This window comes from Pseudomonas sp. PAMC 26793 (genome assembly GCF_000313235.1).
Lineage (GTDB): Bacteria > Pseudomonadota > Gammaproteobacteria > Pseudomonadales > Pseudomonadaceae > Aquipseudomonas > Aquipseudomonas yamanorum.
The window spans coordinates 1-20,749 of record NZ_AMXG01000015.1 but is presented as its reverse complement, the minus strand read 5'-3'; the positions used below and the strand labels follow the sequence as shown (position 1 = coordinate 20,749).

General features: G+C 61.6%; 16 protein-coding genes and 2 pseudogenes. 12 read left to right on the top strand and 6 right to left on the bottom strand.

All coding sequences use genetic code 11. The features are described from left to right. Positions 1-165: 165 nt before the first annotated feature. On the top strand, positions 166-1,095 hold the full coding sequence (locus D109_RS0103150; RefSeq protein WP_017475639.1) for an AraC family transcriptional regulator: 930 nt from the start codon (positions 166-168) through the stop codon (positions 1,093-1,095). Positions 1,096-1,247: 152 nt separating this feature from the next. Here D109_RS0103150 and D109_RS0103145 read toward each other — a convergent pair whose 3' ends face one another. From D109_RS0103145 to edd, 4 genes are all read right to left on the bottom strand, one after another. Beyond that, entirely contained in the window at positions 1,248-2,717 is a 1,470-nt protein-coding gene (locus D109_RS0103145; RefSeq protein ID WP_017475638.1) for an ATP-binding protein, read from the bottom strand. Next, complete coding sequence (locus tag D109_RS0103140) at positions 2,707-3,438, bottom strand: response regulator (protein ID WP_003214124.1); 732 nt, start codon at positions 3,436-3,438, stop codon at positions 2,707-2,709. The genes D109_RS0103145 and D109_RS0103140 overlap by 11 nt, the downstream gene beginning before the upstream one ends. A 155-nt stretch (positions 3,439-3,593) precedes the next feature. Then, complete coding sequence (locus D109_RS0103135; protein ID WP_017475637.1) at positions 3,594-4,550, bottom strand: glucokinase; 957 nt, start codon at positions 4,548-4,550, stop codon at positions 3,594-3,596. Continuing rightward, positions 4,547-6,373, bottom strand: a complete 1,827-nt coding sequence (edd, locus tag D109_RS0103130) for a phosphogluconate dehydratase (protein WP_017475636.1) — start codon at positions 6,371-6,373, stop codon at positions 4,547-4,549. Before edd ends, D109_RS0103135 begins: the two co-directional genes overlap by 4 nt. A gap of 221 nt (positions 6,374-6,594) precedes the next feature. On the opposite strand from edd, the gene gap reads away from it, so the two are divergent. The 8 genes and pseudogenes from gap to D109_RS1000000135170 all read left to right on the top strand — a co-directional run bounded on the left by gap (position 6,595) and on the right by D109_RS1000000135170 (position 15,626). Then, the gene (gene gap / locus D109_RS0103125; protein WP_017475635.1) at positions 6,595-7,596 is read left to right on the top strand and encodes a type I glyceraldehyde-3-phosphate dehydrogenase; all 1,002 of its coding nucleotides are present in this window, start codon (positions 6,595-6,597) and stop codon (positions 7,594-7,596) included. Positions 7,597-7,793: 197 nt separating this feature from the next. Next, a complete protein-coding gene (locus D109_RS0103120; RefSeq protein WP_003214115.1) occupies positions 7,794-8,312 on the top strand; it encodes an RNA polymerase sigma factor in 519 nt (172 codons plus the stop codon). Positions 8,313-8,373: 61 nt separating this feature from the next. After that, complete coding sequence (locus tag D109_RS0103115; RefSeq protein ID WP_026077751.1) at positions 8,374-9,342, top strand: FecR domain-containing protein; 969 nt, start codon at positions 8,374-8,376, stop codon at positions 9,340-9,342. A 118-nt stretch (positions 9,343-9,460) separates the two neighbouring features. Beyond that, entirely contained in the window at positions 9,461-12,040 is a 2,580-nt protein-coding gene (locus tag D109_RS0103110) for a TonB-dependent receptor (protein WP_017475633.1), read from the top strand. Positions 12,041-12,169: 129 nt separating this feature from the next. After that, a complete protein-coding gene (locus D109_RS0103105) occupies positions 12,170-12,778 on the top strand; it encodes a biliverdin-producing heme oxygenase (protein WP_017475632.1) in 609 nt (202 codons plus the stop codon). Between the two features lie 185 nt (positions 12,779-12,963). Further along, entirely contained in the window at positions 12,964-13,365 is a 402-nt protein-coding gene (locus D109_RS0103100) for a YbaN family protein (protein WP_008435511.1), read from the top strand. A 122-nt stretch (positions 13,366-13,487) separates the two neighbouring features. Then, positions 13,488-14,768 (top strand): annotated as a pseudogene (locus tag D109_RS1000000135175) (HAMP domain-containing protein); the annotation flags it as partial. A gap of 102 nt (positions 14,769-14,870) precedes the next feature. Further along, entirely contained in the window at positions 14,871-15,626 is a 756-nt protein-coding gene (locus D109_RS1000000135170; protein ID WP_371103562.1) for a methyl-accepting chemotaxis protein, read from the top strand. A 148-nt stretch (positions 15,627-15,774) separates the two neighbouring features. Here D109_RS1000000135170 and D109_RS0103090 read toward each other — a convergent pair whose 3' ends face one another. Then, positions 15,775-16,338 carry an NAD(P)H nitroreductase gene (locus D109_RS0103090; protein WP_017475630.1) on the bottom strand — a complete coding sequence of 188 codons (564 nt, stop codon included), beginning with the start codon at positions 16,336-16,338 and terminating at the stop codon, positions 15,775-15,777. Positions 16,339-16,477: 139 nt separating this feature from the next. Between D109_RS0103090 and D109_RS0103085 the strand changes: the two genes are divergently transcribed. From D109_RS0103085 to D109_RS0103075, 3 genes are read left to right on the top strand one after another with little or no spacing between them, the layout of a single operon-like run. Continuing rightward, positions 16,478-17,905, top strand: a complete 1,428-nt coding sequence (locus D109_RS0103085) for a di-heme oxidoredictase family protein (RefSeq protein WP_017475629.1) — start codon at positions 16,478-16,480, stop codon at positions 17,903-17,905. Between the two features lie 31 nt (positions 17,906-17,936). Continuing rightward, positions 17,937-19,001, top strand: coding sequence for an imelysin family protein (locus tag D109_RS0103080; protein WP_017475628.1), 1,065 nt, complete (start codon positions 17,937-17,939; stop codon positions 18,999-19,001). 2 nt (positions 19,002-19,003) lie between these two features. Further along, complete coding sequence (locus tag D109_RS0103075) at positions 19,004-20,101, top strand: DUF1513 domain-containing protein (protein WP_026077750.1); 1,098 nt, start codon at positions 19,004-19,006, stop codon at positions 20,099-20,101. Positions 20,102-20,247: 146 nt separating this feature from the next. On the opposite strand, the pseudogene D109_RS1000000134715 reads toward D109_RS0103075, so the two are convergent. Continuing rightward, positions 20,248-20,749: pseudogene (locus D109_RS1000000134715) on the bottom strand (hypothetical protein); the annotation flags it as partial.

Genomic DNA, 20,749 nt, shown 5'->3' with positions numbered 1-20,749 from the left:
TTATTCCCGGCATGACTGCCGTATTTCAGGGGCATGACAGCCCTCTGCTTGCCTGATTCACGATTTATCGCAGGATCAGGCAAGGATTGTGCAGAATCGACGTACCGCTTTTTGCAAAGCCGCCGTTAAGCTGTGCCCATCGTCAAAAGCACCAGAGGATGTCCCATGTCGTCGCCCGACCTTCGCTCCACGCCCCTCGACGCCGATATGGAAAAGCAGCGTGCAGAACTCGCCGGTATCGTGCGTCGGCATACCTGGGAGGATGGTTCCTACGGCACGGCGATCACGTCGCTGTACCTCAACCGCCATAACACCCCGCGCGACTTCATGCCGGTACTGGTGGAGCCTGCGCTGTGCATCCTGGCTCAGGGCCGTAAGGAAGTGCGCCTGGCGGATGAAGTCTTCGCCTACGACCCGCTCAACTACCTGGTGTTCTCGGTCTCGATGCCGGTGGCCGGGCGCATTATTGATGCGACGCCGGAAGACCCCAACCTGTCGCTTCGGGTCAACATTGACCCGGCCCAAATCACCGCGTTGATTGCCGAAGCCGGTCCCATGGGTGTACCCACACGCCCGACGTCGCGCGGGATGTATGTCGACCGCCTGGATAACCAGTTACTCGACGCCGTACTGCGCCTGACCCGATTACTGGACACGCCGAAAGACATCGCGATGCTGGCGCCTTTGATCAATCGGGAAATTCTCTACCGTTTGTTGCGTGGCCCGCAGGGTTATCGGCTGTATGAAATCGCCGTTGCCAACAGTCAGAGCCATCGGGTCAGCCAGGCGATCACCTGGCTGAACGGTAACTACGAACAACCCCTGCGCATTGATGACTTGGCCAAGGAAGTGAACCTCAGCGTCTCGACCTTGCACCACCGCTTCAAGGCGATGACCGCCATGAGCCCGTTGCAGTACCAGAAGCAGTTGCGCTTGCAGGAGGCTCGGCGGTTGATGATCGCCGAGGGCCTGGAAGCCTCGGCGGCGGGGTATCGGGTGGGCTATGAAAGCGCCTCGCAGTTCAGCCGCGAATACAGCCGGCTGTTTGGTGCACCGCCGTTGCGGGATCTGGCCCGGTTGCGCCAGAGCGTCTAACCGCAGTTGTAACGTCGGATACTAATAATGTGGCGAGGGAGCTTGCTCCCGTTGGGGCGCGAAGCGGCCCCAAAAGATGGGACTGCTGCGCAGTCCAACGGGAGCAAGCTCCCTCGCCACAAGTACTCAATCAGCTGAGGTATGGGTGGCGTTCAATCCAGGCCACGGGGCAGTTGCAAGGTCACCCGCAAGCCACCCTCGCGCAAATTCTGCAAACTCACTTCACCACCATGGCTGTGGGCGATATTGCGGGCGATGCCGAGGCCCAGGCCATAACCCTGTTGCTGCCCGGCCAGGCGGAAGTGCGGTTCGAAGACCTGCTCCAGGCGCTGTTCCGGTACGCCCGGGCCTTCGTCGTCGACGTGAAGGACGAACTCCGCACCATCGTCTTCAATATGCAAATGGGCGTTCTGCCCGTACTTCAAGGCGTTGTCGATCAGGTTGCCGATGCAGCGCTTGAGCGCCAGCGGCTTGCCCGGGTACGTCGTGAGTGCCCGGCCATGTTGGGTCACGCGGCCATTGCCGTTGGGTGCCAGGTAGGGTTCCACCAGGCAGTCGAGCACATGGTTGAGGTCTACCGGCTCGATGTTCTCGTGGATATCCGTGTCCTTCACGCACTGCAATGCGCCTTTGACCAGCAACTCCAGCTCATCCAGGTCGCGGCCGAATTTGGCTTGCAGGTTCTCGTCTTCCAGCAATTCCACCCGCAACCGCAGGCGTGTGATGGGTGTGCGCAGGTCGTGGGAAATCGCGCTGAACAGCTGGCTACGTTCCGTCAGGTAACGGCTGATGCGTTCGCGCATGGCATTGAACGCGCGGCCCACTTCCACCACTTCGCTGCCGCCGCCTTCGGCCACCGGCTCCACGTCGGCGCCCAGGGACATGTCCCGCGCCGCCCTGGCCAGGCGCTTGAGCGGACGGCTTTGCCAGTGCACCAACAGGCCGATAAACAGCAGCAGGAAGCCGCTGGTGAGCACGATAAACCACACCTGCTGATACGGCAGGCCTTGCTCTTCAAGGCTGGTGTAGGGTTCGGGCAGCAAGGAGGCGATGTACAGCCATTCGCCTTGGGCCAGCTGGATCTGGGTCACCAATACCGGCGGATTCACCGGCTCCAGGGTCAGCGCGTAATGCGCCCAGGAGCGCGGCAATTCATCGAGTTTCAAACCCGCATTGAAGATGCGCAGGTCTTCGGCGCTGACGAATTCCACCGAGACATGCACGTCGCTGCCCAGGGTCTGGCGCAACACTTCTTCGACAGCACCGAGCACCGCGTGCTTGCGCGGAGTTTCCGGCAACACCGCCATGTCCAGGGGCTTGTCATTGAGGGTCACCACAAACCGGGTGCCGCCCATGCTGCGCAATTGGTCCAGCACCAGCGGCCGAAAGGCCACCGGCAAGGAACGGAAATAACTGACGCTGGCGGTCATCGAATGCGCCAGGCTGCGGGCCGCGGTGACCAGGCCTTCGAGCTGGGTAGCCCGCAGTTGCGACACCCAGATCACGCTGGACAGCGCCTGGGCAAACAGTACCGCCAACAGGGTCAGCAGTAACATCCGTCCCAGCAACGAACGCGGTACCGGAATCCGCCGGCGCAGTTCACGCAGACGCTCAGTGGGCATTGCCGGCAACCACGCTGGCTGCCAATTGATAGCCACTGCCGCGCACGGTGCGGATCAGCCGGGGTGGTTTTTCGGTGTCCCGCAGACGTTGGCGCAAGCGGCTGACGGCCATGTCGACAATCCGGTCCAGGGGCATCAGGTCACGGCCACGGGTGGCGTTGCCGATGGTGTCGCGGTCGAGGATTTGCTGGGGATGGTCGAGGAACAGTTTCAATAACGCGAAATCGGCACCGGAGAGAATCACTTCCTCGCCGTCGACGTGGAACAGCCGGTGGCTGACCATGTCCAGACGCCACTCGCCAAACACCAGCACCTCGCCGCCGCTGCGCTCCTGGCCAAACTGGCAGCGCCGCAACAGCGCCTTGATTCGCGCCTGCAACTCACGGGGACTGAAGGGCTTGCCGATGTAATCGTCGGCGCCCAGTTCCAGGCCGATCACGCGGTCGGCCTCGTCGGAACTGGCGGTGAGCATGATGATCGGCACCTGCGCCTGGCGCGGGTGCTGGCGAATCCAGCGGCAGAGGCTGAAGCCATCTTCGTCCGGCAGCATCACATCAAGGATCACCAGGTCGCACGGCGCTTCGTTCATCGCCTGGCGGAACCCCGCGCCATCCGGCACGCCACGCACCTGGAAACCGGCGCGGCTGAGGTAAGTTTGCAGCAACTCGCGGATTTCCTGGTCGTCGTCCACCAGGAGAATGGATTTACTGATTACGCTCACGGGGCCCCTCCTTGTTGTTATGGCCAAGCTTAAGTCATTTGTTGCCCTTGAGGCCGCCTTCGCGAGCAAGCCCGCTCCCACATTCGACCTCATTCATCCAGTTGGAATGGGATTGAATGTGGGAGCGGGCTTGCTCGCGAAGAGGCCATCACTGCCTACGCAAATGCCTGCTCAAGCGCCACACCAGCACCTGTCAACCCTGAATACGGTGCCGTCACCAGCCACACGGGAATGCCTTTGAAGTAGTCGCTCATGCAGCCTTTGTCGCAAAAACTCTTGGCAAAACCACTCTTGATAAAGAAATCGGCAAAGCGCGGGATCACGCCGCCAACGATGTAAACCCCTCCACGACCGCCGGTGGTCAGCACGTTGTTACCGGCGACACGCCCCAGCCAGATACTGAACTGGTCCAGCACTTCCAGGGCAATCGGGTCGCCTGCCAGGCCAGCGGCAGTGATGGCCTCGGGGGTTTCCAGCACGGCTTCATGGCCGTCCACCGCGCAGATCGCCCGGTACAACCTCGGCAGACCGCCACCGCTCAAGGCGGTTTCAGCGCTGACATGCCCGATCTCGTTGTGGATGTGCTGCCACAGCTGGGCTTCCCGCGGGCTGCTCACCGGCAGGTCGACATGGCCGCCCTCCCCCGGCAATGCCGCCCAACGACCGTTGCCGAGGTCGAGCAAGGTGCCGACACCCAGGCCGGTGCCCGGGCCGATCACCACCGCAGGCCGCAACGGTTCCGGCGTGCCTTGGCACACCACGCGGAATTCGTCCGGCTTCAGGCGGGTCATGCCCAGGGCCATGGCCGAGAAATCATTCACCAGCAGCAGTTCGTCCACCTGCAAAGTCTTGCAGAAAGCAGTCTTGCTCAGGCGCCAATGGTTGTTGGTGAATTTAAATTCATCTCCGCTCACCGGCCCGGCGACCGACAGGCACACCGCGCCAATGGAGCCGATGGCAAGGCCTTCTTCCTTCAGATAGACCTGGATCGCCTCTTCGGGGCTGGCATGATCCGCCGTCGCGTGGACGCGGATCGAATGCAGCTCCTGATCCCGCCACAACGCAAAACGGGCGTTGGTACCCCCAATATCACCGACCAGCGCAAGCTTCACTTAAGTGTCTCCAAGGCAGAGGTAAAGGCGCTGGCGCCCTGCTCTGCGGAGCTTGCGGCCAAACGCATAAACGCAAACAGCTCGCGACCGGCCCCCACGTTATTGCCCAGAAGGCCCGTGGCAGGCGTACGCGCAGCAAATTCTTCGGCGTCCACCTTAAGCTCCAAGGTGCCTTTGACGCCATCCACGCGAATGATATCGCCATCGCGCACGCGTGCCAGTGGCCCGCCGCTCTGGGCTTCAGGGTTGACATGAATCGCGGCGGGAATCTTACCCGACGCGCCGGACATGCGCCCGTCTGTTACCAAGGCAACCTTGAAGCCACGGTCCTGCAACACGCCGAGGAACGGCGTCATCTTGTGCAATTCCGGCATACCGTTGGAGCGCGGGCCCTGGAAGCGCATCACTGCGACGAAGTCTTTTTCCAACTGGCCGGCCTTGAACGCATCCGCCAGGTCTTGCTGGTCCTGGAATACCACGGCCGGGGCTTCGACGATTTGATGCTCAAGGGCCACGGCGGAGACTTTCATCACCCCACGACCAAGGTTGCCTTCCATTACCCGCAAGCCGCCTTCCGGGGAAAACGCACGGGCCACAGGGCGCAGGATGGTTTCGTCGAGGCTTTCGATCGGGCCTTCACGCCATACCAGCTCGCCGTCCACCAGGAACGGTTCCTGGGTGTAGCGGCTCAGGCCGTGACCGGCCACGGTGTTGACGTCGTTGTGGAGCAGGCCGGCTTCCAGCAGTTCGCGGATCAGGAACGACATGCCGCCCGCCGCCTGGAAGTGGTTGATGTCAGCCTTGCCGTTTGGATAGACGTGGGACAGGGTTGGCACGACTTCGGAGAGGTCGGCCATGTCTTGCCAGGTGAGGATGATGCCCGCCGACATGGCGATGGCCGGCATGTGCAGGGTGTGGTTGGTGGAACCGCCGGTGGCGTTGAGGGCGACGATGGAGTTGACGATGGATTTCTCGTCGACGATCTCGCCGATCGGGGTGAAGTTACCGTTGGCCTTGGTCAGGCGCGTCACCTGGTGCGCGGCTTCGCGGGTCAGGGCGTCACGCAGCGGGGTGTACGGGTTGACGAACGAAGCGCCCGGCAGGTGCAGGCCCATCACTTCCATCAGCAACTGGTTGGTGTTGGCGGTGCCATAGAAGGTGCAGGTGCCCGGGCTGTGGTAGGACTTCATCTCCGATTCCAGCAGCTCTTCGCGGGTGGCCTTGCCTTCGGCGTAGCGTTGGCGCACGTCGGCTTTCTGTTTGTTGGAGATCCCCGACGGCATCGGGCCGCCCGGTACGAAGATCATCGGCAGGTGGCCGTAGCGCAGGGCGCCCATCATCAGGCCGGGGACGATCTTGTCACAGATACCGAGCATCAGCGCGGCGTCGAACATGTTGTGGGACAGCGCTACCGCCGTGGACATGGCAATCACTTCGCGGCTCAGCAGGCTGAGCTCCATGCCTGGCTCGCCCTGGGTCACGCCGTCGCACATGGCAGGAGTGCCGCCGGCGAATTGGCCCACGGAACCGACTTCACGCAGGGCTGTTTTGATTTGCTCGGGAAAATGTTCGTACGGCTGGTGGGCCGAGAGCATGTCGTTATATGACGAAACAATTGCCACGTTGGCGGCGTTCATCATGCGCAGGCTGTTTTTGTCTTCGGTGCCGCAACCGGCCACGCCGTGGGCAAAGTTGGCGCATTGCAGCTTGCCGCGCATCGGACCGTCGCTGGCAGCGCCGCGAATGAGCGCAAGGTATGCCTCACGGGTTGCACGGCTGCGGGCGATAAGCCGTTCGGTGACCTCAAGTACGCGGGGATGCATGTATAGAACTCCAGGCTAACGGATGTGGCGACCTGAGAGTCTATGCTGGTCAAACGCCCGCCGCGAAGAGGTTGGCAGGGTGTTGCTTGACCAATCGGACCAGTTGATTCAGGTCACTCGTTGTAGATTTAACAAAATATTGCCACTAAAAAGGCTTGTTTTCTATTTTTATGCGAATAATCTTGTAATTCTTACAACAAATCGACGACAGGCACCTTCCAATGACTCTACGTATCGCTATCAATGGTTTTGGCCGTATTGGCCGAAATGTCCTGCGCGCACTTTATACCCAAGGCTACCGTCAGGATTTGCAGATCGTCGCCATCAACGATCTCGGCGACAGCTCGATCAATGCCCACCTGCTTAAATACGACACCGTCCACGGTACTTTCGACGCAGAGGTCGCCCACGATCAGGAAAGCCTGACCGTCAACGGTGACCGGATTGCCGTCAGTGCCATTCGCAACCCGGCCGACCTGCCGTGGGCTGCCCACAAGGTGGACGTGGTGTTCGAATGCACCGGTCTGTTCACCGACCGTGACAAAGCCGCCGCCCATATTACCGCCGGCGCGCGCAAGGTAATCATCTCGGCCCCGGCCAAGGGCGCCGATGCCACCGTGGTGTATGGCGTAAACCATGACATTTTGCGTCAATCCCACCAGATCATCTCCAACGCTTCCTGCACCACCAACTGCCTGGCACCGGTGGCCCAAGTACTGCACCGCGAGCTGGGCATCGAAAGCGGCTTGATGACCACCATCCACGCCTACACCAACGACCAGAACCTGACGGACGTCTACCACACCGACCCGTACCGCGCGCGTTCGGCCACCCAGAACATGATCCCGAGCAAGACCGGCGCCGCCGAAGCCGTGGGCCTGGTGCTGCCGGAACTGGCAGGCAAGCTGACCGGCATGGCCGTGCGGGTACCGGTGATCAACGTGTCGCTGGTGGACCTCACCGTGCTACTGAAAAAAGAAGCCAGTGCCGAGCAGGTCAACGCCCTGCTCAAAGAGGCCAGCCAACACTCGAAAATCCTCGGCTATAACACCCTGCCGCTGGTTTCCAGTGACTTCAACCATAACCCGCTGTCGTCGATTTTCGACGCCAATCACACCAAGGTCAGCGGCAAACTGCTGAAAGTGCTGGCCTGGTACGACAACGAGTGGGGCTTTTCGAACCGCATGCTGGATAACTGCCTGGCGTTGTGCAACGCCGAATAAACCCGCGGTGCTGACCTCTCCTGTGGGAGCTGGCTTGCCTGCGATGCAGTCAACGCGGTCCATCTGACGGACCGTATTGACTGCATCGCGGGCAAGCCCGGCTCCCACAGGGTGTTGCTTCATGCTCAAAAATAGCCACTTGCCATTTGCGTTGATGATAAGCATTATCATTCGCTGCAAATCGGTCTGGTATCACTGTGAGCCAATCTCGCTTCAATCAAGTCTTCCTCACCCAGCGGGTGATTCTGCTGCGCACCTTGCAGCGGATGGTGAATAACCACAGCACCGCTGAGGATCTGCTGCAGGAAACCTACCTGCGCGTGACCCGGGCCTTGAGCGAGCGGCCGATCGATCACCTAGAACCCTTCGTCTACCAGACGGCGCGCAACCTGGCGCTGGATCACCTGCGCGCCCGCAGGATTCAAGCCCGCACCCTGCAGGAAGATGTCCCGCTGGACGTGCTGCAAAGCGTCGCATCCCCCGTCAGTACCCCCGAAGACGCGACACAGGCCGAACAATTGCTCGAGCACCTGAGTGTCAGCCTCGGCCAGTTGAGCGCTCGCCAGCAGCAGATCTTTATCCTCAGCCGCCTGCACGGCTGCAGTTATCAGGAGATCGCCGACAAGCTCGACGTGTCCCTGAGCACCGTGCAAAAGGAACTGAAATTGATCATGGCCATCTGCATAGGTGTGGCCGAAAGACTGGATCGCCCTTAAGCTTTGTCGGCACAGTCTGTAGGACTATTGATTAAAACGTGGCGAAGACCCGAGGAACACCGTGACGGATCCGAATAAGCTGCACCCTCATGAGCTGGCTCAGGAGGTGTTGCAAGACACGGCTATGGACCAAGCCCTCGACTGGCTGATTGCCTTGCAGTGCCCGCAACCCGGGCAGCAGGCGGAGTTTGAAGCCTGGCTCGCCAGCGACCCGTCAAACGCCGAAGCCTTCATCAAGGCCCAGACCGCCTGGGGCGGCGCGCCGGTGCACAGCGCTGCCGTCGCCCTGAATGCGCCGCGCAAACCAAGCGCCTGGCGTCGTATCAAACCGCACTGGAAACCCTTGGCCACTGCCGCCGTGTTGCTGCTGGGCCTGTTCAGCTTCAGCAACCTGCCGATGCGCCTGCAGGCCGACCACTTGACGGTGGTGGGCGAACGCCAGCGCCTGCAATTGGACGATGGCTCGAAAGTGCTGCTGAACACCAATTCCGCCTTCTCCAGCAGCATCAAGGACCACCAGCGCATCGCCCGCCTGTATCAGGGCGAAGCGTTTTTCGAAGTGCTGCCCAGCCGTGGCCTGCCCCTGGAAATCGACGCCGGCCCGGTGCGCGCCAGCGTGCGCGACACGTCCTTCGCCGTGCGCTATTTGAATGGTGAGGCCCAGGTTCAGGTACAGCGCGGCGATGTCGACCTGAGTAACACCTTTGACGATGCGCGGGTACGCCTGAGCGCCGGTGAAAGTATCCGCATCGGCCCCAAGGGTTTCGGCCAACCGGCCAAGCTGGACACCACCAAGGACCTGGCATGGGTCGACGGTCGGTTGATCTTCGAAAACTGCCCGATGAGCGAAGTGCTGGCCGAATTGCGTCGCTACTACCCCGGCTGGATCGTCAACAACAACGACAAGCTCGCCAGCGTGGCGGTCACCGGCAATTACCGCCTGGACCAGCCTCTCGACGTGGTGCGCTCACTGGCCCACATCACTTCCGCCAAGCTCTCGGAATACCCGGCGCTGGTGATCCTGAACTAAATGAGAATTATTTTTACTCGATAGCCAGCGACGGTTCGTCTCGTTATAGCCAATGCAACTGATTCCTATTTGATTCAGTGTCGCAACTATAAGATTCGTACCTTCCGGAGCGCTCTCGATGTCGTCTCGTTTCAACCGCCGGTCCTCTTCGCCCGTTCGCCGCCACGGCGTGTCCCTGCTGACAGCCGCAATCCTGTTGGCCGGTGCGCCCGTCATGGCCGCCACCGCCGCCGAGCCTGCCACCCGCAGCCAGGGCACTTACAGCTTCAGCATCGAGCAGCAATCCCTGGTCTCGGCGCTGAACGCCTTCACCGCGGTGACCGGCTGGCAAGTCGGCCTGCCCGCCGAACTGGGCCAGGGTGTGTCGTCCCCTGGCGTACGCGGCGCGTTGCCGGCAGATAAAGCCCTGGACCGGCTGTTGGTGGGGACCAACCTCGGCTATCGCAAACTGAGCAACAACAACATCGTCCTGGAAAAACGCGCCGCCGGCAGCGCTATCACCCTGCAACAAATGACCATCAGTGCCACCCGCCAGGAACAGGCCGTAGACAGCGTGCCCAGTACCGTGACGGTGCATGATCGCGAAGAACTGGACCGCCAGAACGTCAACACCATCCGCGAACTGGTGCGCTATGAGCCAGGTGTGTCGGTGGGGGGTGCCGGGACCCGCTCCGGGAACGCCGGCTACAACATTCGCGGCATCGACGGTGACCGCATCCTGACCCAGGTGGACGGCGTCGAAGTCCCGGACAACTTCTTCAACGGCCCCTACGCCAAGACTCGCCGCAACTACGTCGACCCGGAAATCGTCAAGCGCGTGGAAATCCTCCGCGGCCCGGCCTCGGCGTTGTACGGCAGCAGCGCCATCGGCGGCGCCGTAAGCTATTTCACCCTCGACCCGGACGACATCATCAAGCCTGGCCAGGACTACGGCGCCCGCCTGAAGACCGGCTACAGCTCCGCCGACGAGAGCTGGTTGACCTCCGGCACCGTCGCCGGTCGCGTACAGGACTTCGATGGCTTGCTGCACCTGAGCCAGCGCAACGGCCATGAAATGGAGTCCTACGACGGTAATAACGCCACCGGCCTGGCCCGCACCGGCGCCAACCCGGAAGATGCGCGCACCACTAACATCCTGGCCAAGCTGGGCTGGAATTATGGTGAGGAGAATCGCCTGGGCCTGACCTACGAGAAGTTCAAGGATGATCGCGACACCAACTTGAAAAACGCGGTGGGCGGCCCGTTCGTCGGTGGCCAGGGCTTCAACTTCTACCGCGGCCGTACGGGCAACGACACCATCACTCGCGAGCGTTTCGGCATCGAAAACACGTTCGCCCTTGACTCGCCGATTGCCGATCACATCAAGACCAGCCTCAACTACCAGATCGCCAAGACCGACCAGACCACCGCAGAGATCTACCAGCCATCGCGCAAGGTGTTGCGCACCCGTGACACCCTCTACGAAGAGAAACAGTGGGTATTCGACGCGCAGCTGGACAAGGCTTTCAGCCTCGGCGAAACCGATCACGTAGTGACCTACGGCACCACCCTCAAACAACAGAAAGTCACCGGTTCCCGTGAAGGTTCCGCGACCTGCCTGGCGGTTGGCAGCGGTTGCACCGCCATCGGCGCACCCAGCCCGTCGGCCGCCGACAGCGTGAAAAAGGCCAGCGACTTCCCGGATCCGACCATCAACTCCTACGCGCTGTTTGCCCAGGACCAGATTGCCTGGGACAAGTGGACCTTCCTGCCCAGCGTGCGTTACGACTACATCCAGCTCAAACCCAAGCTGACTCAGGAATTCCTCAACACCGTTGACCCGACACGCATCTACGACCACAGCAATTCGGAAAAGAACTGGCACCGTGTAACGCCAAAATTCGGCGTAACTTACGCACTGACCGAGCACTACACCTGGTTCGGCCAATACGCCGAAGGCTATCGCACACCGTCGGCCAAGGCCTTGTATGGCCGCTTTGAAAACCTGCAACAGGGCTACACCGTCGAACCCAACCCGGACCTCAAGCCGGAAAGCAGCCGGGGTGTCGAAACCGGAATTCGCGGCAACTTCGACTCAGGCTCGTTTGACGTGGCGGTGTACTACAACAAGTACCGTGATTTCATCAACGAAGATGCCTCGGTCGCCGGTGGCACAGTCCAGCAGTTCGAAGCCAACAACATCAAGCACGCCACCATCAAGGGCGTGGAAGCCAAGGGCCGCTTGAACCTCGACGCATTTGGCGCACCGCTTGGCCTGTACACCAAAGGCTCGATTGCCTACACCTACGGGCGCAATGACGACAACGGCGAACCGCTGAACAGCGTCAACCCGCTCAAGGGCGTATTCGGCCTGGGTTACGACCAGCAGAACTACGGTGCCCTGGTCAGCTGGACCCTGGTCAAGAAACAGAATCGCGTCGACAGCACCACCTTCTTCGCCCCCGACGGCAACAGCGCCAACGGCCCGTTCAAGACCCCGGGCTTCGGCATCGTGGACCTGACCGGCTTCTACAAGGTCACCAACGACGTGACCATCAACGGTGGCCTGTACAACCTGACCGACAAGAAATACTGGGACTGGGACGACGTTCGCAGCTACGACAGCGTCGGCGAAGCCGGTGTGACCGGCCCGGCCAACCTGGACCGCCTGACCCAACCGGGCCGCAACTTTGCGATCAACCTGATCTGGGACATCTGATCAATGGAGCCTCCCCCGCCGGATTTTATCTTCGGCGGGGTGAGGATTTTTTACTGTGACGCGTCTTCTGGTTCGTCTAGTTCATAACAGCCTGGCAACCAGACGCTTTCTCTTCTCAAGGACTCCCCGATGACCGCCTCTCCTAACGCAGAACGTGCCGCCCTGCGCTCCCAGCGCCTGAACCAGATCACCAACGAGCCGCACACCAAGCTCGACGCGCTGGTAAAGGCCCATGCACCGTTTGAAACCCAGGCCAACTTCGCCCGCTTCGTGGTTGCGCAGTACCTGTTCCAATCGGAGCTGGTGGCGCTGTACAACGATGCCGAGCTGATCAAGATCGTCCCCGACCTGGCCGAGCGCTGCCGTGCCGAAGCGGCCAAGCTGGACCTGGGCGACCTGGACACCGAAGTACCGGCACCGGTCGCAGGCGCGGTGAAAAACCCGAGCAAGGCCGAAGCCCTGGGCTGGCTGTTCGTGTCTGAAGGCTCCAAGCTGGGCGCCGCGTTCCTGATCAAGCGCGCCGTGGGCCTGGGCCTGAGCGAAACCTTCGGTGCCCGTCACCTGGGCGAGCCGGCAGGTGGTCGCGCTGAAGGCTGGAAGCGCTTCACCCGCACCCTCGACGCACTGGAATTCACCGCTGAAGAAGAAGCCGAAGTGGAGAAAGGCGCGATTGATGCGTTCGTGCGCTTCACCGTGTTGCTGGAACAGGCGTACGCTAGCGCCCCTGAACTGGCCTGATTCCCTGATTGAAATGCAATCAAATGTGGGAGCGGGCTTGCTCGCGAATGCGGTGGTTCAGTCACCAGATATATTGACTGAACCACCGCATTCGCGAGCAAGTCGAATCGTCGCACCGCCGCTCCCACATTTTGATCCGGTTTCGATTTGACTCCTTCGTAAATCCATCCATGCAAACCGCACCCATGACCGGCAAAACCCAATCCTCATCGAAAATCGCCCGTGTCCTGTTCGGCCTGCTGGCCTACGTCAGCCTGGGCATCGGTTTGATTGCGATTGTGGTACCGGGCTTGCCCACCACCGAATTCATCCTGCTGGCCGCCTGGGCCGCCACCAAAAGCTCACCGCGCCTGAGTGCCTGGCTGGAAAACCACCGGCTGTTCGGACCGATCCTGTTCAATTGGCGCAACGGCAAGATCATCGCCCGCCGGGCCAAAGTCAGCGCCACCGTGAGCATGTTGCTGTGCGCCGGCTTGATGCTGGTGATGCTTGACCACGGCTGGCCGATCTACCTGGCCATCGCCGGAATGAGCATGGGCAACCTGTGGATCTGGTCTCGGCCGGAACGCCTCCCGCAACCGACCTGACAACCGCCTACCACCTATCGGCTGCCGCTCATGAACTGCCGGCCCAAGCCGATATTCCGGGTATAGCGCCGAATGGACTCGCCTGAGCTTGCATACTAATAAGTCCATTCGCGGGTACACCTATGCTCGACACCCTCTCCATTCGCTTGAAAATCGTGCTGTTGTCCGGTCTCTGCCTGCTGGGGGTAATCGCCCTGGTGGTCGGCATGAACCTCTACCAGACCAGTCAGAACGACCAGTTGATCAACGATTCAAGCTCGCGAATGCTCACCGACAGCGTACAGAACCTGCTGCAGGCCAAGGCCGCTGAACAAGCGGTGCAACTGCAAAAGACCTTCGGTGAAAGCCTGTTGGTGGTCACCGCCCTTGCCGACCAGATCAAAGACCTGCGTACCTTGGCCAGCAGCCGTTCCATGGACGCCGGAGCCTTGCGTGAAGAACTCAACCACAGCCTGAAAACCGCCTTCGACCGCAACACCAAGGTGCTTGGTATCTGGCTGTCGTTCGAGCCCAACGCCCTGGACGGCAAAGACAGCGAATTCGTCAACGACGCCGCCCGTGTGTCCAACGAAAAAGGCCGTTTTTCCAGCTACTGGAGCCGCGCCGGTGGTGAAGGCCTGAACACGGTGATGGTCGAGGATGACCTGACCAAGACCACCCTCAACCTCAGCGGTACGCCTTACAACATCTGGTACACCTGCCCACGGGACACCAAAAATACCTGCCTGCTGGACCCGTACGAAGACACCGTGGCCGGCAAACCGGTGTTGATGACCACCATTTCCCTGCCCCTGCTGGTCGACGGCAAAGTGATCGGCGTCGTGGGGATCGACCTCGCCCTCAACGCCCTTCAAGCGGCCACCGATGCGGCACAAAAAGAACTGTTCAACGGTGCTGGGATTCTCGAAATACTCTCCGGTAACGGCCTGATCGCCGGCTACAGCGGCGAGCCGGCCAAGGTCGGCAAAAACCTGGTGGACACCCTGGGCGCCGAAGGCAAAGAGATCGTGCAGCTGTTGGCCAGCGATACCCGCAAGATCCGCGAGGAAGACGGCACGATTCGCGCCGTGTACCCGGTCAAGCCGATTGCCGACGCCAAATCCTGGGGGGTGGTGATCAAGCTGCCTAAACAAGTGCTGCTGGCAGACTCACTGAAACTCCAGGCCGTGCTCGACAAGGCCCAGGCCAGTGGCACCATCAAGGCGCTGCTGGTGGGCGCCGCCGCCGGCCTGCTGGGCTTGTTGCTGATCTGGCTGACGGCCACCGGCGTGACCCGGCCGATCAACAGCGTGGCGGCCATGCTCAAGGAAATCGCCAGCGGCGACGGTGACCTCACCCAGCGCCTGGCCTACACGAAAAAGGATGAACTGGGGGAACTGGTGAACTGGTTCAACCGCTTCCTCGACAAGCTGCAGCCGACCATCGCGCAGATCAAGCAAAGCATCACCGAAGCCCGTGGCACCGCCGACCAATCCTCGGAAATTGCGCGCCAGACCAGCGAAGGCATGCAGGTGCAGTTCCGGGAAATCGACCAGGTGGCCACCGCCTCGAATGAAATGAGCGCCACCGCCCACGACGTGGCCAACAGCGCCTCCAACGCCGCCAGCGCTGCCCGAGGCGCTGACCAGTCCGCCCGTGAAGGCATGCAGATTATTGAGCGCAGCACCCGCGACATCACCACCCTGGCCGAAGAAGTCAGCAAGGCCGTGACCGAAGTCGAAGCCCTGGCGGTGAACAGTGAGCAGATCGGTTCGGTACTGGAAGTGATCCGCAGCATCGCCGAACAGACCAACCTGCTGGCCCTGAACGCCGCAATTGAAGCAGCGCGGGCCGGGGAAAGCGGGCGCGGTTTTGCGGTGGTGGCCGACGAGGTGCGCAACCTGGCCAAACGCACCCAGGATTCCGTGGAGGAGATTCGCCTGGTGATCGAGCGCATCCAGACCGGCACCCGTGGGGTGGTGGCGACCATGCACTCGAGCCAGACCCAGGCGCAGAACAATGCCGGGCAGATTCATCAGGCGGTGCAGGCCCTGGGCAAGATCAGCGACGCGGTGACGGTGATCAGCGACATGAACCTGCAAATCGCCAGCGCCGCCGAGCAGCAAAGTGCGGTGGCCGAGGAGGTCAACCGCAACGTCTCGGCGATCCGCACGGTGACCGAAACCCTCACCGGCCAAGCCACCGAATCAGCAGCCATCAGCAGCCAGCTCAATGCCCTGGCCAGCCAACAGATGAAGCTGATGGATCAGTTTCGGGTTTGACCCGAGCTTGAAACCAATGAGGACCCAATGTGGGAGCGGGCTTGCTCGCGAATGCGGGGTGTCATTCAGTACATGTACCGACTGATCCACCGCATTCGCGAGCAAGCCCGCTCCCACACAAGCCCGTCCACATTAGCGTTGCGGTGCTTTATTGACCCGTCCAGGCAGTCACAAACGGCGCCAGGTCTTCTTTCGGCGCGGTACGCGGCGGGTTTTGTGGGGTGCCCAGGTAGAGGAAGCCAATCACTTCCTCATCCGCCTTCAGCCCAAGGCCTTTGGCGACATGGGCCGAGTACGACAACTCACCGGTACGCCACACGGCGCCGATCCCCTGAGCATAAGCCGCCAGCAGAATCCCGTGGGCTGCACAGGCCGCCGCCAGCCGTTGCTCGGATTTTGGCACTTTGAAATGTTCCTGCAGGCGGGCAATCACTACCACTACCAACGGCGCCCGCAGCGGGCCGTTCTGCGCCTTGTCGATCGCGGCCTGGGGTGCCTCGGCGTCCTGCAGGCGGGCGGCTTCGGCCAGCAGTGTGCCCATGCGCTCACGTGCCGCACCTTCCACCGTCAGGAAGCGCCAAGGCCGTAGCTGGCCGTGGTCGGGCGCGCGCATGGCGGCGGCGAACAGCAGGTCGCGCTGCTCCTGGGTCGGTGCCGGGTCCAGAAGTCGCGGCACAGAAACACGGTTGAGCAAAGCGTCGAGAGCCTGCATTGGCCACCTCCAGAGAAAAATGTGCGGTCATTCTAGCGGGAATGAATCGGATACTACCAAACGATAATTGCTCTTATTCAATCCGCCCTGCCCTGTTAGACTTTGCGGCCTTGTTTTCAGCCCCCGTTCAGGAAACCTGATGCCCCGTTCGCCCCTTCGCCTGTCTGCGCTATTGATGGTCTTGAGCCTGAGTGCCTGCGATGACGCCCCGCGATTCACCAAAGCGGAGCCGGGCGAAGCGCGCGCGGGTGGCGCGACAACGGTGAGAAAGACCGACCAGAACGCCTTCTCGCTGCCCTCGGCCAACCTGTCCCCGACCCGGCGCCTGGACTTCAGCGTAGGCAACAGTTTCTTCCGCAGCCCCTGGGTGATTGCTCCGTCTACCACCACGGCCCGCGACGGGCTGGGGCCGCTGTTCAATACCAATGCCTGCCAGAACTGCCATATCAAGGATGGCCGTGGTCATCCGCCGTTGCCCGATGCGCCCAACGCGGTGTCGATGCTGGTACGCCTGTCGATTCCCGATGCGCCGCCCTATGCGAAGGTCATCGAGCAACTGGGTGTCGTCCCCGAACCGGTCTACGGTGGGCAATTGCAGGACATGGCCGTGCCCGGCGTCGCCCCGGAAGGCAAGGTGCGGGTCGACTACACACCGGTCAACGTCAGCTTCAAGGACGGCACCGTCGTCGAGTTGCGCAAGCCGGCGCTGCAAATCACCCAGCTGGGTTATGGCCCGATGCACCCCGACACGCGCTTCTCGGCGCGGGTTGCACCGCCGATGATCGGCCTGGGGTTGCTGGAAGCCATCCCCGACGCCGACATCCTGCGCAACACCGACCCGAAAACCGCCGACAAGGAAGCCATCGTCGGACGCGCTAATTGGGTCTGGGACGACGCACAACACAAGACCGTCCTCGGTCGATTTGGCTGGAAAGCCGGGCAACCGAACCTCAATCAACAAAATGTTCACGCGTTTTCTGGTGATATGGGCCTCACCACGTCCCTGAGACCGTTCGATGACTGCACCGATGCACAAGTGGCCTGCAAACAGGCGCCCAACGGCAATGGCCCGGACGGCGAGCCTGAGGTCAGCGACAACATCCTGCGCCTGGTGCTGTTCTACACCCGCAACCTGGCCGTCCCGGCCCGCCGCGACGTCAACGCGCCGCAGGTGCTGGCCGGAAAAAACCTGTTCTACCAGGCTGGATGCCAGGGCTGTCACACACTGCAGTTCACCACGGCGCCAACGGCCGCCGAACCTGAATTGGCCAACCAAGTGATTCGCCCCTACAGCGACTTGCTGCTGCACGACATGGGCGACGGCCTCGCCGACAACCGTACCGAATTCAAGGCCAGTGGCCGCGACTGGCGCACGCCGCCGTTGTGGGGCATTGGCCTGACGCAAGCCGTGAGTGGCCACACCCAGTTTTTACATGACGGCCGCGCCCGTAACCTGATGGAGGCCGTGCTGTGGCACGGCGGTGAAGCCCAGGCGGCGCAGCAGCATGTGTTGTCGTTCAATGCCGAGCAGCGCGCCGCGTTGCTGGCATTTCTGAATTCTTTATAAGCTTTGTCCTAATTACAGAAGGGAGCTCGACATGTTCCGTCCCAAGTTGTTGTTCACCAGCCTGGCCGCCCTCGCCCTCGGTGCGTGCTCGCCCCAGGACCCGCAAGCGGTGACCTCGGCGGCCATCGCCAAGCAAGTGATCCTGCCCACCTACAGCCGCTGGGTTGAAGCCGACCGCCAACTGGCCGTCAGCGCCCTGGCCTATTGCCAGGGCAAGGAAAGCCTGGAGACCGCCCGTGCCGACTTCCTGCACGCACAAAAAGCCTGGGCCGAGTTGCAACCGCTGCTGATCGGCCCGCTGGCCGAGGGCAACCGCTCGTGGCAGGTGCAGTTCTGGCCGGACAAGAAAAACCTGGTGGGCCGCCAGGTCGAGCAACTGGTGACCGCCCAGCCGCAGATCGATGCCGCCGCCCTGGCCAAATCCAGTGTTGTGGTGCAGGGCCTGTCGGCCTACGAATACATCCTCTACGACGCCAAGACCGACCTGGCGGACGAGACACAAAAAGCCCGTTACTGCCCGTTGCTGGTAGCCATCGGCGAACGCCAGAAACTGCTCGCCGAAGAAATCCTGTCGAGCTGGAACAGCACCGACGGCATGCTGGCGCAGATGACCAAGTTTCCTAACCAGCGCTACGCCGATTCCCACGAAGCCATCGCCGACCTGCTGCGGGTACAAGTCACCGCGCTGGACACCCTGAAGAAAAAACTCGGCACCCCAATGGGCCGCCAGACCAAGGGCATCCCGCAACCGTTCCAGGCGGATGCCTGGCGCAGCCAATCGTCCCTGCAAAGCCTGGAAGCCAGCCTGGCGGCCGCCCAGACCGTCTGGGTCGGCGTCGACAACAAAGGCCTGCGCGGCCTGTTGCCTGCCGATCAAAAGCCCTTGGCTGACAAGATCGACGCCGCGTATGCCGCGTCCCTGAAACTGTTCGCCAGCAACCAGCGTACCCTGAATGAACTGCTGGCCGACGATGCCGGGCGCCAGCAACTCAACGATCTCTACGACAGCCTCAACGTGGTCCACCGCCTGCACGAAGGCGATCTGGCCAAAGCGCTGGGCATCCAACTGGGCTTTAACGCCAACGACGGTGACTGATGATGCTCAGGCGACAGGCTTTGGCCCTCGGCAGCGTGCTGCTCAGTGCAATCACCCTGGGTGGCTGGACGCTGTTCAAGCAGAAGGGCAAAAGCCCGCTGCTGCTCTCGGCGCGTGATGACAGTGATGGCAAGCATTACGCCGTCGGCTTCCACCTGGACGGCAAGCAGGTGTTTGCCACCCAGGTCGGCCAGCGCTGTCACGACATCATCAACCACCCGACGCTGCCGATTGCGCTGTTTGTCGCCCGCCGGCCAGGCACCGAGAGCTACCTGATCGACTTGCGCGACGGGGCGTTGCTGCAGACCATCACCTCCAAGGCCAATCGCCACTTTTATGGGCATGCGGTGGTGCACAAGGATGGCGAGTGGTTGTATGCCACGGAGAACGACACGTCTGATCCGGGCCGTGGCTTGCTTGGGGTGTATCGGTTTGAAGGGGAGCGGTTGGTGCACACCGGGGAGATTTCTACCCATGGGATTGGGCCGCACCAGGTGTCGTGGATGCCTGATGGCGAGACGCTGGTGGTGGCTAACGGCGGGATTCGTACCGAGGCTGAGAGCCGGGTCGAGATGAACCTGAATGCCATGGAGCCGAGCCTGGTCCTGATGCAACGCGACGGTAGGCTGCTGAGCAAGGAGACCTTGGGCCAGCAGATGAACAGTGTGCGGCATATGGGGATTGCCAGCGACGGTACGATCCTCGCGGGGCAGCAGTTCATGGGGGCGTCTCATGAGCGGTCGGAGTTGCTGGCGATCAAGCGACCGGGGCAGCCGTTTGTGGCGTTTCCGGTGGCGGATGAGCAGTTGCAGGCCATGGGGCATTACACGGCCAGCGTTGCGGTGCACAGTGAGTTGCGGCTGGTGGCGCTGACGGCGCCTCGGGGGAATCGGTTCTTTATCTGGAACATGGACAGCGCGGAGTTGCTGCTGGACGGGCCGTTGCCGGATTGTGCCGGGGTGGGTGCGGTGGCTGACGGGTTTGTGGTGACTTCCGGGCAGGGGCGTTGCCGGTTTTATGATTGTCGGCAGGTGCCGTTGGTGGCCAAGCCGCTGGAGTTGCCGTCGGGGCTTTGGGATAACCATTTGCATCTGGTTTGATTGGGGGCTGATTGGGGGCATATCCGTTGCTGCGGTTATGGCTGCTATTGGTTCCGCTCTTACAGCGGCTCACTTTTGAAAAGCGCAAAAGTAAGCAAAACGCTCTTGCCCCACCACTCGGCTCCTCGCCTAGGCTCGGAGTGCCCTCACTCCGGCTTTGGACCGTGGGCCGCCGTCATGGGCCATCCTTGGCCCAGGACGGCTAACCCGGCGTCCTGCCGGGTTACCCACGCTCCAAAGCCTGCGTTCGGCCAGCGTGGTTTAACGGGGCGCCTAAGATCAAAATCAAGATCAAAAGCAAAGCACAGCGGCCTACCGGCCGGCTTGAGTGTTGAAGAGCAAATCAAAAGCAAAGCGGGCACGGTCCAAATGTGGGAGCGGGCTTGCTCGCGAAGGTCGTTAACGATGACGCTGGCATTCTGGATGAACGCAGCGCTCTCAGGTTTTTCGCGAGCAAGCCCGCTCCCACAGAAAAGCAGAGCCACCGCGCCCGTAGCAACTGTCGAGCGCCAGCGAGGCTGCGTGCCTTTGATCTTGATCTGCTTTTGATTTTGATCTGCGGGCCCCGTTAACCACGATGGCCGCAAGCAGGCACGGTGGAGCGGGTAAATCGGCAGGGAAGCCGATTTAGCCGCGCCGGGCCATGGA

What these genes read in the sequence shown, in the direction of transcription:
- D109_RS0103150 (WP_017475639.1), top strand. Translation starts at nt 166, where the DNA reads ATGTCGTCGCCCGACCTTCGCTCCACGCCCCTCGACGCCGATATGGAA.
- D109_RS0103145 (WP_017475638.1), bottom strand. Translation starts at nt 2,717, where the DNA reads ATGCCCACTGAGCGTCTGCGTGAACTGCGCCGGCGGATTCCGGTACCG.
- edd (WP_017475636.1), bottom strand. Translation starts at nt 6,373, where the DNA reads ATGCATCCCCGCGTACTTGAGGTCACCGAACGGCTTATCGCCCGCAGC.
- gap (WP_017475635.1), top strand. Translation starts at nt 6,595, where the DNA reads ATGACTCTACGTATCGCTATCAATGGTTTTGGCCGTATTGGCCGAAAT.
- D109_RS0103110 (WP_017475633.1), top strand. Translation starts at nt 9,461, where the DNA reads ATGTCGTCTCGTTTCAACCGCCGGTCCTCTTCGCCCGTTCGCCGCCAC.
- D109_RS0103105 (WP_017475632.1), top strand. Translation starts at nt 12,170, where the DNA reads ATGACCGCCTCTCCTAACGCAGAACGTGCCGCCCTGCGCTCCCAGCGC.
- D109_RS0103100 (WP_008435511.1), top strand. Translation starts at nt 12,964, where the DNA reads ATGACCGGCAAAACCCAATCCTCATCGAAAATCGCCCGTGTCCTGTTC.
- D109_RS1000000135170 (WP_371103562.1), top strand. Translation starts at nt 14,871, where the DNA reads ATGCAGGTGCAGTTCCGGGAAATCGACCAGGTGGCCACCGCCTCGAAT.
- D109_RS0103090 (WP_017475630.1), bottom strand. Translation starts at nt 16,338, where the DNA reads ATGCAGGCTCTCGACGCTTTGCTCAACCGTGTTTCTGTGCCGCGACTT.
- D109_RS0103085 (WP_017475629.1), top strand. Translation starts at nt 16,478, where the DNA reads ATGCCCCGTTCGCCCCTTCGCCTGTCTGCGCTATTGATGGTCTTGAGC.
- D109_RS0103080 (WP_017475628.1), top strand. Translation starts at nt 17,937, where the DNA reads ATGTTCCGTCCCAAGTTGTTGTTCACCAGCCTGGCCGCCCTCGCCCTC.
- D109_RS0103075 (WP_026077750.1), top strand. Translation starts at nt 19,004, where the DNA reads ATGCTCAGGCGACAGGCTTTGGCCCTCGGCAGCGTGCTGCTCAGTGCA.